The sequence below is a fragment of the Corallococcus sp. 4LFB genome (assembly GCF_046520365.1).
In the GTDB taxonomy this organism is placed as follows: Bacteria; Myxococcota; Myxococcia; order Myxococcales; family Myxococcaceae; genus Corallococcus; species Corallococcus caeni.
This window is the reverse complement of sequence record NZ_JBKGHJ010000210.1, coordinates 1-13,959: the sequence shown is the minus strand read 5'-3', so window position 1 is coordinate 13,959 and position 13,959 is coordinate 1. Positions and strand designations below refer to the sequence as shown.

At 71.5% G+C, this 13,959-nt stretch carries 2 protein-coding genes, 1 tRNA gene and 1 pseudogene; 1 reads left to right on the top strand and 3 read right to left on the bottom strand.

All coding sequences use genetic code 11. From position 1 onward, the window contains the following. Positions 1-110: 110 nt before the first annotated feature. Positions 111-1,757 carry a signal recognition particle protein gene (gene ffh / locus ACLEQD_RS22150; protein ID WP_410386481.1) on the bottom strand — a complete coding sequence of 549 codons (1,647 nt, stop codon included), beginning with the start codon at positions 1,755-1,757 and terminating at the stop codon, positions 111-113. A 156-nt stretch (positions 1,758-1,913) separates the two neighbouring features. Continuing rightward, positions 1,914-4,195 (bottom strand): annotated as a pseudogene (pabB, locus tag ACLEQD_RS22145) (aminodeoxychorismate synthase component I). Position 4,196: 1 nt separating this feature from the next. Here pabB and ACLEQD_RS22140 point away from each other — a divergent pair. Continuing rightward, positions 4,197-4,282: transfer RNA gene (locus ACLEQD_RS22140), tRNA-Leu, on the top strand. Positions 4,283-4,299: 17 nt separating this feature from the next. Here the strand turns inward: ACLEQD_RS22140 and ACLEQD_RS22135 are convergent. Then, positions 4,300-13,953 (bottom strand): amino acid adenylation domain-containing protein, encoded by a 9,654-nt coding sequence (locus ACLEQD_RS22135; RefSeq protein WP_410386483.1) that lies wholly within the window; start codon positions 13,951-13,953, stop codon positions 4,300-4,302. Between the last annotated feature and the right edge of the window lie 6 nt (positions 13,954-13,959).

Sequence of the window (13,959 nt, the reverse complement as noted above, 5' to 3'; positions counted from 1 at the left end):
GGGGAAAAGGACAGGCGTCCGGGCCGGTGGGCTCCGGAAACACGGCTGCCCGCCGCCCCCGGGCTTCGGATGGGGACGCGCGGGCAGGGGAGGACTGCGAAGGCCGCGGGCTACTTCTTCTTGCGGTTCTTCTTCTTGTTCTCCTTCTCCTTCTTGCGCCGCTCCTTGATGGCGTCGCGGTCGTCCGGCTTGCTCACGGACGGGGGCGCGTAGCCCATCAGGCGGGCCTTGGCCATCGCGGCCTGGCCCATGGGCGGGGTGTAGCCCGGGGCAATCTGCGGCAGCTGCATGGGCATGCCGCCCATGCCACCGCCCATCGCGGACATGGCCTTCTCCAGCGCCTTCGGGTCCTTCCCGAACATGCTGCCCAGGTCCATGTTCTTCATCTGGCCCAGCTGCCCCAGCTGCTTGAAGCCGGGGATGCGGCCCAAGAGGCCCGGGTTCTGGCCGATGGTGCCCATCACCTGCTGCATCATCCCGAACTTCTGCAGCAGCTCGCGCACCTCCTCCGGCTTGCGACCGCTGCCCTTCGAGATGCGGTTGATGCGGCTGGCGTTGATGATGTCCGGACGCAGGCGCTCCTTCTGCGTCATCGAGTCGTACATCGCCTCGATCTTCGTGAGCTCCTTCTCGTCCGGGTTCAGGTGCTCGGTGAGGTCGCCGAAGAGGGGGAACTTCTCCAGCAGGTCCTTCAGCGGGCCCATCTTGCGGACCATGCGGATCTGCTCGACGAAGTCCTTCATCGAGAACTGGCCGGAGAGCAGCTTGCGCGCGTCGTCCTCGGCCTTCTTCTCGTCGACGACCTTCTCGAAGTCCTTCATCAGGCCGACGATGTCGCCGAAGCCCAGGATGCGGCCCGCGAGGCCCTCCGGACGGAACTCCTCCAGCTTGTCCATCGACTCGCCCATGCCGAGGAACTTGATGGGCTTGCCCGTCACTTCCTTGATGGACAGCGCCGCGCCGCCGCGCGCGTCACCGTCCAGCTTCGTCAGGATGAAGCCGTCCAGCGTGAGGCGCCGGTCGAACTCGGCCGCCGTGCGCACCGAGTCCTGGCCGATCATCGCGTCGCACACGAGCAGGATGGTGTCCGGCTGCACGTTGGACTTGATGGACTCCAGCTCCGTCATCAGCGTCTCGTCGATGGCGAGCCGGCCCGCCGTGTCGATGAGCACCACGTCGCACTTCTGCTCGCGCGCGGCCGCGTAGCCCCGCTTCGCCAGCTCGGGCGGCTGCACGCCGGGCTCGTGGTAGACGGGGACCTTCAGCCGCTCGCCCAGCACCTTGAGCTGATCCACGGCGGCCGGGCGGTAGATGTCCGCGGCCACGAGCAGGGGCTTGCGCCCCTCCGCGAGGAGCCGGCTGGCGAGCTTGCCCGTGGTCGTCGTCTTACCGGAGCCCTGGAGGCCCACCATCATGATGCCGGACAGCTGGCCCTTGGGCTTCAGGTGGAGGCTCGTGTCCACCGGGCCCATCAGGGCCTCCAGCTCGTCGTGGCAGATCTTGATGAAGTGGTCCATCGCGCCGACCTTGCGCTTCTGGCCCCCCGCGTCCGTGACGGACGTCTGCACGACTTCGCCCACGGCCTTCTCCCGGACGCGGGCGACGAACTTCTTCACCACGTCGAAGGCGACGTCGGCCTCCAGCAGGGAGACGCGGATGTCTCGCAGCGACTCGTCCACCAGCTCGGGGGTGAGTTCGCTCTTGCCGGCGAGGCGGTTCTTGGCGGCCCGGAAGCCCTTGGTGACGGTCTCAAGCATGGGGGGCGCTTTATAACAGCGTCCCGCCGGATGCGACGGTCACGGAAGCCCCGGCCGTCCAGCAGTGGAGGAATCAAGGGGCTTTCCCTGCCACCCGGAATGCCGCCGCCCGGCCCGGGAGCCCCGTCCCGGAGGGCCTCCCACCCCTCCCGGGGCTCAGCCCGACGCCGCCGTCCAGGGCCCGGGGGCCGCTTCCGCCTGGCTGTCGGGCTCGGGCAGCCAGTCCGGGCGCCCGAGCGCCGTGCACAGGGCCTTCAGGACCACGCGCGACTTGAGGAGCAGCTCGTCCAGCTCGGCCGCCGGGTCCGAGAGCGCCACGATGGCCCCGCCCGCGCCGATGCTCACCTCGCCGGGGCGGACCACCGCCGTTCGGATGACGACGTTCAGGTCCGCCGCGCCGGTGACGGAGAAGTACCCGATGGCGCCCGAGTACACCCCCCGGGCCTCCCCCTCCAGCCGGTCGATGAGCTCCATCGTGCGCTCCTTGGGGGCCCCGTCATGGAGCCTCCCGGGAAGGCGGCGCGCACCGCGTCCACGGCGGTGAGCCCTGCGCGCAGGTGGCCCCGGATGGTGCTCACGAGCTGGTGCACCGTGGCGTACGACTCCACGTGCATGAGCCGGGGGACGTGGACCGAGCCCACCTCGCACACGCGTCCGAGGTCGTTGCGCACGAGGTCCACGATCATCAGGTTCTCCGCCCGGTCCTTCTCCTGGGCGCCCAGCTGCTGGCGCAGGCGTTCGTCCTCGTCCGGGGTGGCCCCGCGGCGCAGGGTGCCCTTGATGGGCTTCGATTCGACCCAGCGCTCGGCGTCCACGCGCAGGAAGCGTTCGGGGGAGGAGCAGGCGATGCCCAGCGGGCCCATCCGGAGGTACGCGGCGTAGGGCGCCGGGTTCAACCGACGCAGGCTCCGGTAGAGGTCCAGTGGGTCGACGTGGGCCCGGGCGAGGAGCTTGTTGGTGAGGCAGACCTCGTACGTTTCGCCCTCGTGAAGCTGTTCCAGGCAGTGCTGGATGTCCGCCAGGTAGGTCTCTCGCTTCCTGGCGAGGCGGACGGGGAAGGGGACTCCTGGGCCCGGCTTGAGGGGGGCGAGCGCCGGCAGGGCGCGCAGGGTGGCTTCGGTGGCGTCGAACCAGGCCTGGACCTGGGCCGCCTCATGCTCCGGGGCGAGCGCCACGAGACACACCGTGCGCTCGAGGTGGTCCCAGGCCAACAGCCGGTCCGCCAGGACGAGGCTGGCGTCTGGATCCGGTGAGGGATGCGGGGCGCTCGCGCCGCAGTCGTGCTTCAGCTCGTAGCCGAGGGAGCCCACGAAGCCGCCCTGGAAGTCGAAGGGGAGGCCCGTGGGGGGCGTTCGCAGCCGCGTCAGTTCCTGCTGGAGGAACTCGAACAGCTCCGTGGCGTGCTCCTCGGTTCCCTGACGCCGGCTCACGGTGAGCCGGCGTGGGTTCACCCGGTACTGGATGACCGCGCTGTGGGGGCCGGTCGCGTCTCCCATGAAGGAGAAGCGTGACAGGCCGGCTTCGACGCGGCTGCTGTCCAACCAGAAGGCGGGGTCCTTGCGTCCGAAGAGCGTGACGAAGGCCTGCTCCGGATCGATGTCGAGCCGCAGCTCCCGGTGGTGGACCCGGAAGGTTTCGGGTGAAGGAGCGGGTCTCGGAGGCGGTGCGCTCTTGGAGAACGCAGGGCTCGGACGGTGGTGCTCGCGGCTCAGGCGCACGAAGTTGGCGAGGAGCTGGCGGCCGTGGGCGGTGGCGATGGACTCCGGGTGGAATTGGACGCCCCAGCGGGGGAGGGAGGCGTGGCGCAGGGCCATGAGGACGCCATCGGGGGTCCAGGCGGTCTCCACCAGTTCGCCGGGCAGCGGTCGGGCCAGGCACAGGGAGTGGTAGCGCACCACCGGGAAGTCCTGGGGCAGGCTCTGGAAGAGGTCCGTCCCCGTGTGGCGCACGGGGCTCAGCCGTCCGTGCATGACCTCCGGTGCGTGCTCAATCCGTGCGCCGTGGACGTGGCCCATGCCCTGATGGCCCAGGCACACGCCGAGGATGGGGACGTCCGCTTCGAGGAGCGCATCGCGGCAGACGCCGAAGTCCGTCGGGTGGTCGGGACGGCCGGGACCGGGGGAGAGGACGATGTTGTCGAACGCGAGCTCGCGCAGCTCGCGCCACGAGTGCTCGTCGTTCTTCACGACGAGGGGCTCTGTCCCACCAACCTCCGCCAGCAGCTGGAAGAGGTTGAACGTGAACGAGTCGTGGTTGTCGATGATGAGCGTCCGCTGCCGCACGGCGCGCACCTTACCCCTCGGTGGCCGCCAGGGAGGCACCTCTCTGGGGGACCGAGCACGGTTGCCGGGCGACCGTATTTTGCGGCCCAAGGATGAGGGCGCGGCCTGCGCTGGTGCCTCGCATGCGCTGCGGGGTCTGCTATCTTTCCTTCCCATCGCACGAGTGGCGGAACTGGCAGACGCAGCGGACTTAAAATCCGCTGACTCGCAAGGGTCGTCCGGGTTCGAGCCCCGGCTCGTGCACTTCCCACCGGCCAGAGCTATCTCGAGGCCTTCAGCGCATCGCGGAGCCACCCCGCCAGCTCGCGCACCGCCGGAGCCCGCAGCAGGCTGTAATGGTCGCCGGGCAGCAGGTGCCGCTCGAGGGTGTCGCCCACCAGGTCCGTCCAGCCACCGTCCTCGGGCAACCCGTCCGCGCCGTCCGTTGCCTTGAAGAGCACCGTCCGGCCTTCGCTGGTTGGAGCCGTGTAGCGCCGCGAGGCGTGCAGGTTGCACTCGAAGACCCGGAAGAGCGCCCTCACGTGCTCGGTGCTCCTCCCTGGAGGCAGGATGCCCGCGCCCGCCGCCAGCTCCAGCAGCCGCTCCAGCATCGCCTCCGGCTCCAGGCCTGCCAGCGGCGTCAGGTCCATGCTCAGGTCCGCCAGGGACGCACCCAACAGGTCTCTCGCGAACATCGCCGCCAACCCCACCCGGTCCGGCTCTGGCTCCTTCGCCACCGTTGCCGTCGGGACGTAGGAGTCGATGAGGGCCAGCAGGGCCACCTGCTCGCCGCGCTCGCGCAGTTGCCGCGCCATCTCGTAGGCGATGAGGCCACCCATGGACCAGCCCCCCAGGGAGTAGGGCCCGGACGGCTGCACCGAACGGATGGCCTTCACATAGTCGGAGGCCATCTCTTCGATGGAGCCCAACGGCTGGCTGCGGTCATCCACACCTCGCGCCTGCAGCCCGTAGAAGGGCTGTTCCGTCCCCAGCAGCCGGGCCAGCTCGGCGTAGCACAGCACGTTGCCTCCCACCGGGTGCACGCAGAAGAAGGGCCTGGCGTCACCGGTGGCTGGCACTCCGAAGGGCACCACGGGCGAGAAGGCCTCCGGCTCCTCCCGGCGCAGCAGCGCGGCGAGCTGCTCCACCGTGGGCGCCTGGAAGAGCGCGGCCAGCGGCAGGTGGTGACCCGTCGCCTCCCCCACCGCGGCCATCAGCTGCACGGCCAGCAGCGAGTGGCCTCCCAGCTCGAAGAAGTTGCCGCGCACGCCCACCGGCTGCACGCCCAGCACCGACTCCCACAGCCCCACCAGCTGCAGCTCCCGTGCGTCTCGGGGCGCCAGCAGGGCCGCGGCCGGCACTTCGGCCCGCCGCGGTGCGGGCAGGGCCTTGCGGTCCACCTTGCCGTTGGGCGTCAGGGGCAGGCCGGGGAGCATGGCGATGGCCGCGGGCACCATGTGCTCGGGCAGTCGCTGCTTGAGGGCCTGGCGCAGCGCGGCCACGTCCAGCGTGTCGCCCTCTTCGGCCACCACGTAGGCCACCAGCCGCTTGTCCCCGGGAGCGTCCTCGCGCACGGTGGCCACGGCCTCGCGCACCGACGGGTGCTGGCGGAGCGCGAACTCGACCTCGCCCAGCTCGATCCGGAAGCCGCGCAGCTTCACCTGCGCATCCAGACGGCCGAGGTACTCCAACGTGCCGTCCGCCAGCCACCGCGCCCGGTCCCCGGTGCGGTACAGGCGGGCGCCGGGCTCGGGGCTGAATGGATCCGGAGCGAACCGCTCCGCCGTCAGCTCCGGCTGGCCCAGGTAGCCCCGGGCCACGCCCACGCCGCCCACGCACAGCTCGCCAGGGACTCCGGGAGGCACCGGCCGCAGCGCCGTGTCCAGCACGTACGCCCGCACGTTGGCCCACGGCCGGCCGATGGTGAGCCGCTCCCCGGGCCGCAGCGGCTGGGAGACGGTGGCGCACACGGTGACCTCCGTGGGGCCGTAGGCGTTGAGCATCCGCACACGGGGGCCCCAGCGCGCCACCAGCTCCGGCGTGCAGGCCTCGCCCGCGGAGACGAGCGTCTCCAGGGCGGGGAAGTCCTCCGGCGTCAGCTGGGCCAGCACCGAGGGCGTCAGGGTGACGGCGGTGAGGGCCTCCTCCCGCAGCAGCCCTTGCAGGGGCGCACCGGGCATCAGCCGCTCGCGCGGCGCGAGCACCAGCGTGGCTCCAGCCAGCAGCGCGCCGAGGATTTCGAACACCGACGCATCGAAGCCGAAGGCGGCGTACTGGAGGACGCGGCTGCCGGAGTGGAAGCCCTGCGCGCGCGCGGCGTTGAGCGCCGTGTTGCACAGCCCCTGGTGCTGCAACAGCGTGCCCTTGGGCCGGCCCGTGCTGCCCGAGGTGTAGATGACGTAGGCCAGGTTGCCGGCGTGGGTGAGGCACTCGGGCGCCGTGCCCGGCCGTGCCTCGATGAGGGGTGCATCCACGTCCAGCAGCACGAGCTGCCCGCCGCCGAAGGGCAGCTCATCCGCGAGCGCCTCGGTGGTGACGAGCACCGGGGCGGCGCAGTCGCGCAGCATGTACGTCAGCCGCTCCACGGGGTAGCTCGCGTCCAGGGGCACCCAGGCGCCGCCGGCCTTGAGGATGCCGAGGATGGCCACCACCGTCTCCAGCGAGCGCTCCACGCAGAGCGCCACGAGGACGTCGGGCCGCACGCCCAGCGCGCGGAGGTGGTGCGCGAGCTGGTTGGCGCGGGTGTCGAGCTGCGCGTAGGTGAGCGCCGTGCCCTCGAAGCGCACGGCGGTGGCGTGCGGGGTGCGAGCCACCTGGGCCTCGAAGAGCTGGTGCGCGCAGCGCTCACTTGGGAAGTCGCGCGAGGTGGCGTTCCAGTCGATCAGCACCTGGCGCTGCTCGGCCTCGTCCATGAGGGGCAGCGCGGACAGCGGGGGGTCGGGCGAGGCCGCCGCGGCCTGGAGCAGCGTGCCCAGGTGCCGCACCAGCCGGTCGATGGTGGCCGCCTCGAAGAGGTCCGTGCGGTACTCGCAGCCACACTCCAGGCCCCGCACCGTCTCCGAGATGCTCAGGGTGAGGTCCAGGCGGGAGGTGCCCGAGTCCACGGACTCACCGCGCAGGGTGAGGCCGGGCACCGTCAGCTCGGTGGCGGGCTGGTTCTGCAGCACCAGCTTCACCTGGAACAGCGGGGCTCCTGCCTGGCCGCGCTGGGGGTTGAGCGCCTTGACCAGCTCCTCGAAGGGGAGGTCCTGGTGCGCGTACGCGCCGAGCGTGGCCTCCCGGACGCGGCCCAGCAGCTCGCGGAAGGACGGGTTGCCGCCCACCCGCGCGCGCAGGGCGAGCTGGTTGATGAAGAAGCCGATGAGGCCTTCGGTCTCCGCGCGGTTGCGGTTGGCGATGTCGGTGCCGACGACGAAGTCCTCCTGGCCCGAGTAGCGCGACAGCACCCCCTGGAAGCCCGCCAGCAGGGCCATGAACAGGGTGGTGCCCTCGCGGCGGCACAGCGCATGGAGCGCCCCGGCCAGCTCGCGCGGCAGCACGCGCCGGTGGGTGGCGCCCCGCAGGCTCGCCACCGCGGGCCGTGGGAAGTCGGTGGGCAGCTCCAGCATGGGAGCCGCGCCGGCGAGGTGCTCGCGCCACCAGGACAGCTGCGCCTCCAGCGCCTCGTCGCGCAGCCAGCCGCGCTGCCACACCGCGTAGTCCGCGTACTGCACGGGCAGCTCGGGCAGCGGGGACGGTGTGCCCTCCTGGAAGGCCGCGTAGAGCGCCGCCAGCTCGCGCACGAGCACGCCCATGGACCAGCCATCCGAGGCGATGTGGTGCAGGTTGAGGAGCAGCAGGTGCCGCGACTCGGAGACCCGCAGCAGCATGGCGCGCAGCAGCGGGCCCCGCTCCAGGTCGAAGGGACGCCGGGCCTCCTGGTGGGCCAGCCGCCGGGCCTCGGCCTCGCGCGTGTCTTCAGGGAGCGCGGACAGCTCCACCACCGGCAGGGGGAACGGCGCGGGAGGATGGATGACCTGGACGGGACCGCTGGCCTCCGTCTGGAAGGTGGTGCGCAGCACCTCATGCCGGCGCACCAGCTCCGTCAGCGCGTGCTCCAGCGCGCCCACGTCCAGGGTGCCCTCCAGCCAGAGCGCGGCGGGCATGTTGTAGAAGGGGCTCCCCGGCTCCAGCCGGTCGAGGAACCACAGGCGCTGCTGCGCGAAGGACAGCGGCAGCGGACCCTCCCGGCGCGCCCGCACCAGCGCGGGCATGCGGGTGCCAGCGCTGGCGCCCTGGAGCCGCTCCGCGAGGGCGGCCACGGTGGGCGCCTCGAAGAGGGTGCGCACGCTGAGCTCCACGTCGAAGGCGGCACGGATGCGCGCCACCAACTGCATGGCCAGCAGCGAGTGGCCTCCCAGCTCGAAGAAGTGGTCCCGCCGGCCCACGGTGCGCACGCGCAGGACGTCACACCACAGCTCCGCCAGCCGCTGCTCCACGGGATTGGCCGGTGGCTCCTCCTCTCGGGTGGGAGCCGCGGGCCGCGCGGCATCCGGCACGGGCAGGGCCTTGCGGTCCACCTTGCCGGTGGGCGTCAGCGGCAGGGCGGGCAGCACCACGAAGGCCCCCGGGACCATGTACTCCGGCAGGTGCTGCCGCAGGTGAGCCCGCAGCGCGGCGGTGTCTGGCGTGGAAGTGCCGGACACGACGTAGGCCACCAGGCGCTTGTCACCGGGCACGTCCTCGCGCACCACCACGAGCACGTCCTTCACGGACGCGTGCGCACGCAGGGAGGCCTCGACTTCGGCCAGCTCGATACGGAAGCCGCGCACCTTCACCTGGGCGTCGGCGCGGCCGAGGAACTCCAGCACGCCGTCCCCGCGCCAGCGGGCCAGGTCGCCCGTGCGGTACATGCGCGCGCCCGGAGCGGTGCTGAAGGGGTCGGGGAGGAAGCGCTCGGCGGTGAGGGCGGGCTGCTCCACGTAGCCACGGGCCACGCCATCGCCACTGATGAACAGCTCTCCGGTGACACCGGCGGGCACGGGCTGGCCGGCGGCGTCCAGCACGTACACCCGGGTATTGCCGATGGGGCGGCCAATGGGGACGGAAGTCCCTATGTGGGCCACGTCCGTCATGCGGTGACAGGAGGCGAAGAGGGTGGTCTCGGTGGGGCCGTAGCAGGCGGTGACGGGGATGCGCAGCTCCTCCAGCACCCGCTTGACGTGCGGGGCGGAGACGACGTCGCCGCCGGTGAGCAACTGGCGCACGCCGCGAAGGGCCCCAAGGTGGTGGTCCACCACCTGGGTGAAGAGGCCCGCGGTCAGGTGCAGCGTCGTCACCCCGTGCTTCACCAGCACCGACTCCAGCTCCCGCACGTCGGAGGGCGGGTGCGGCGGGAAGACGACGAGGCGGCCGCCATGCAGCAGCGGACCCCAGAGCTCCAGGGTGGAGGCGTCAAAGGAGATGGGGGCGATGAGCAGGAACGTCTCGTCCGGCCCCAGGTGCGCGTAGTCGACACCGAAGAGGGTGCGAAGCACGGCGGCCTGGGGCGTGCCCACGCCCTTGGGGCGGCCCGTGCTGCCCGAGGTGAAGTCGATGTACGCGAGGCTCTGGGGCAGGGCCGCCAGGGGCGGCGCGTGCACCGGCTCACCCAGGAGGGAGACCTCGTCCACGACCACGGTGGCCAGACCCTCGGCGGGGAGCTTCTCCCGCAGCGCGCGGGTGGTGATGAGCACGCGCGGACGCGAGTCCTCCACCATGGCGGCCAGCCGCTCACGCGGGTAGGCGGTATCCAGCGGCACGTAGGCGCCGCTGGCCTTGAGGATGGCCAGCAGCGAGACGACGAGCTCCACCGAGCGCTCCAGCGCCATGGCCACGCGCGAGTCCGTGGACACGCCCAGGCCGCGCAGGTGATGCGCGAGCTGGTTGGCGCGCGCGTCGAGCTGCCGGTAGGTGAGCTTCACGTCACCGAACTCCACGGCCACCCTGTCCGCGTGGAGGGCCACCACCCGGGAGAAGACCTCGGGGAGGGTGGAGTCGCGCGGGTACTCGGTGGCGGTGGCGTTCCACTCCACCAGGAGCCGCCGGCGCTCCCGCGCGGGCAGCACCTCCACCTGGTGGACCGGCGTCTCCGGGCTGGCCTCCAGCAACTCCACCAGGCTCTGTACGGCCACCTGCATGGACTCGCAGAGGCTTTGCGGCGTCACGGCCCCTGCCGCCACCTGCACGGTCAGGCCGAAGTCTTCGCCGAAGTCATCGACCACCAGGGTCAACGGATAGTTGCTGCGCTCCTCGGTTCCCAGCACCTGGACCCGCAGCCCGTCTTCTCCAGACGGGCCCGCGGCGTCCTGGACCCCGTTGTGCCGGTAGTTCATGAGCGCAGTGAACAGGGGCGTCCTCGCCGGCAGCGCGCTGCACCGCTGAGCCAGCGCCAGCGAGGCGTGCTCATGCTCCAGCAACCGGGTGAGACCGTGGTGCGCGAGCAGCAGGCGCTCTCGCACGCCTTCGCTGCCGAGCCTGATGCGTATCGGCAACGTGTTGATGAAAGGACCCAGGGCCTGCTCGGTGCCCGCGCCGCCCTGCATGCGTCCGAACAGCACCGTGCCGAACACCACGTCGGCGCTTCGCCCCGAGCCGCGCGCCAGCACCTGGGCCCAGGCCAGGTGCATCAAGCTGGCGGCGCTGACGCTTGCGAGCCGGGCCTGCCGCCGCACGCGCTGCGCCAGGTTCGGCTCCAGCATCCGCCGCGCTTCGGCAATGCCGACACCCTCGCCCTGCGTGTCGATGAGCCCGAACGGCGCAGTGGGCTCTTCCACATCCCCCAGCATGGCCTTGAAGAACGCCTCGTGTTCAGCCTGAGGCACACGCCGCGCAAGGGCCACGTAGTTGCGAAAGGGCACCGGCTCCGCCAGCCGCTCGCGCTGGCCCGCCAGGATGAGCTGGACCTGCGCCACCATCAGCCGCAGCGAGGTGGCATCATCGATCAAATGGTGGAACAGCACCTGTAGCAGCCAGCGCCCGTTCGCCGCATCGTGTGCGACCGCGCAGCGCAGCAGCGGCGCCTGCCGGATGTCCAGCCGGTAGTGCCGCGGATCGTGCCGCGCACGCATCTGGTCGGCGATGTCGCCCGCGGCGCCCGACAGCTCCAGCTCGTCCACGGCGAGGCGCGCGCGCCGCCACACCACCTGCACCGGTTCGCGCAAGCCTTCCCACACAATGGCCGTGCGCAGGATGTCCTGCCGGTCCACGACCTCCTGGAGCGCGCCAAGAAAGCGGTCCAGCTCCTTGCGTTCCGCGGAGGCCAGCATGGCCTGCTGCAGATAGGCATCCCCCTGCCGCGCCATCAGGTGATGGAACAGGAAGCCTTCCTGGAGCGGCGCCAGTGGATAGATGTCCTGCACGTTGGCCGCCCCGCCCGGCACGCGCGCCACGATGGCGTCAATCTCGCCTTGTGACAGGGACACCAGCGGCAGCACCGGCGGCGTGATGACCTCGCTGTCCGGCGTGATGCGGTTCGGCGGAACGCTGTCGCCGCTGACTTCCGCGTTCGCTTGCGCGGCCAGTTGCGCGAGCGTGGCCGAGGCGAAGATGCCGTGCACGTCCACCGCCAGCCCGTCGCGGCGTAGCGCGTCGATCATGCGCACCGCCAGCAGGGAATGGCCGCCCAGCGCGAAGAAGTTGTCCTCGCGGCCGATGCGCTCCATGCCCAGCAACCGGGCCCAGACAGCGGCGATCTTCTCCTCCACCCCACCGCGCGGTGCCTCGTAGGCACGGCGCGACACCGCGCCGGTATCGGGCGCCGGCAGGGCCTTGCGGTCCACCTTGCCGTTGGCGTTGAGCGGCAGGGCCTCCAGCGGCATGTAGTGCGCTGGCACCATGTACTCCGGCAGGCGGCGCGCCAGCGCGTCACGCAACTCCGCCGGCGCGGGCCGTGCTCCCGGTTGCGCCAGCACGTAGGCGACCAGGCGCTGGTCGCCGGGGGCGTCCTCGCGCGCCAGCACCACCGCGTCACGCACGCCCGGGCAGGTGGCCAGCGCGGCCTCGATCTCGCCCAGTTCGATGCGAAAGCCGCGCACCTTCACCTGGTGGTCGATGCGTCCCAGGTAGTCGAGGTTGCCGTCGGGCAGGTACCGCGCCAGGTCCCCGGTACGGTACATGCGGCTGCCGGGCGCGCCGAAGGGATTGGGGATGAAGCGCTCGCTGGTCAGCTCCGGCCGGTTGACGTAGCCGCGCGCCAGGCCGATGCCGGCGATGTGGAGCTCGCCCGCCACGCCCGGAGGCACCGGGTTCAGGTGCCGGTCCAGCACGTGCAACTGCGTGTTGGCGATGGGCCAGCCGATGGGCACGCGGGCCAGCGGCGATCCAGGCCGGCAGGCCCAGAAGGTCACGTCCACCGAGGCCTCGGTGGGGCCGTAGAGATTGTGCAGCTCCACGCCCGGCAGCAGCCGGAAGAAGCGCTCCTGAAGCTCCCTGGGCAGGGCCTGGCCGCTGCAGACCACGCGGCGCAGGCTGGCGCAGGGCGCGGCGTGGGCCTGGCCCAGGAACACGTCCAGCATCGGCGGCACGAAATGCAGGGTGGTGATCGCCTCGCTCGCGATCACCTCGCGCAGATAGGCCGCGTCCTGGTGTCCGCCGGGCCGCGCCATCACCAGCCGCGCGCCGTACGACAGCGGCCAGAAGAACTCCCACACGGACACGTCGAAGCTGAACGGCGTCTTCTGCAGCACGCGGTCGTCGGCGCCGAGTCCGTAGGCCTCCTGCATCCATTGCAGGCGGTTGACGATGCCTGCGTGCGGGATGCCCACGCCCTTGGGCCGGCCCGTGGAGCCGGAGGTGTAGATGACGTAGGCCAGGTGCGGCGGGCCGGCGCTGGACGCTACCGGCGTGGCCGGTTCCTCCGCGATGCGCGGCCAGTCGGCATCCAGCAGGAGCCTGGGGATGGCGGTCCCGGGCAAGGCGTCGCGCAGGCTCGCCTGCGTCAGCACCAGCCTCGTGCCGCAATCCGCCAGCATGAAGGCCAGCCGCTCCGCCGGGTAGCCGGGGTCCAGTGGCACATAGGCGCCGCCGGCCTTGAGGATGCCGAGCAGTCCCACCACCATCTCGATGCCGCGCTCCACGCACAGCGCGACCCGGCTGTCCGGGCCGACGCCGTGCGCGCGCAGCACGCGGGCCAGTTGGTTGGCGCGCGCATCGAGCTGGGCATACGTCAGGTGGCTGTTCTCGAAGACGAGCGCCACGCGCTCGGGCGTGCGCCTCACCTGGTCCTCGAACAGCTGCGCCAGCGTGCCGGCTCGCGGAAGGTCGCGCGCGGTGGCGTTCCAATCGAACAGGATGCGGCGCCGCTGCGCCTCGCTCAGCAGCGGGATGTCCGCCAGCGGCCGGTCTGGTTCGGCCGCCGCCGCTTCGAGCAGCGCGCGATAGTGGCCGGCGAACTGGTCGATGGTGCCGGCCTCGAACAGGTCGCTGGCGTACTCGACCACGGCATCGAGGCCTGCCGCGGTTTCCATCAGGAACAGGGACAGGTCCAGCTTGGAGGCACGGGACGCGACAGCGCCGTCCTCCAGCCGGCTCAATCGCAGGCCCGGCAGCCGCAAGCCCTCCTCGGGGTAGTTCTGCAGCGCGAACTGCACCTGGAAGAGGGGAGGGCGGGAGAGGTCTCGCGCGGGGTTGAGCTGCTCGACGAGCTTCTCGAAGGGCAGGTCCTGGTGCGCGTAGGCCTGCAGGGCCGTCTCCTTGGCCCGGGTCAGCAGCTGGCGCAACGACGGGTCTCCGGACACGTCGGTGCGCAGCACCAGCATGTTGACGAAGAAGCCGATGAGGCCTTCGGTGCGCCGGTCCGTGCGGCCTGCCACGGGGGTACCGAGGACGATGTCCTCCTGGCCGCTCCAGCGGGAGAGCAGATGCTGGAAGCCGGCCAGCAGCACCATGAACAGCGTGGCGTCCTGCGCGCGCGCCAGCGTCTG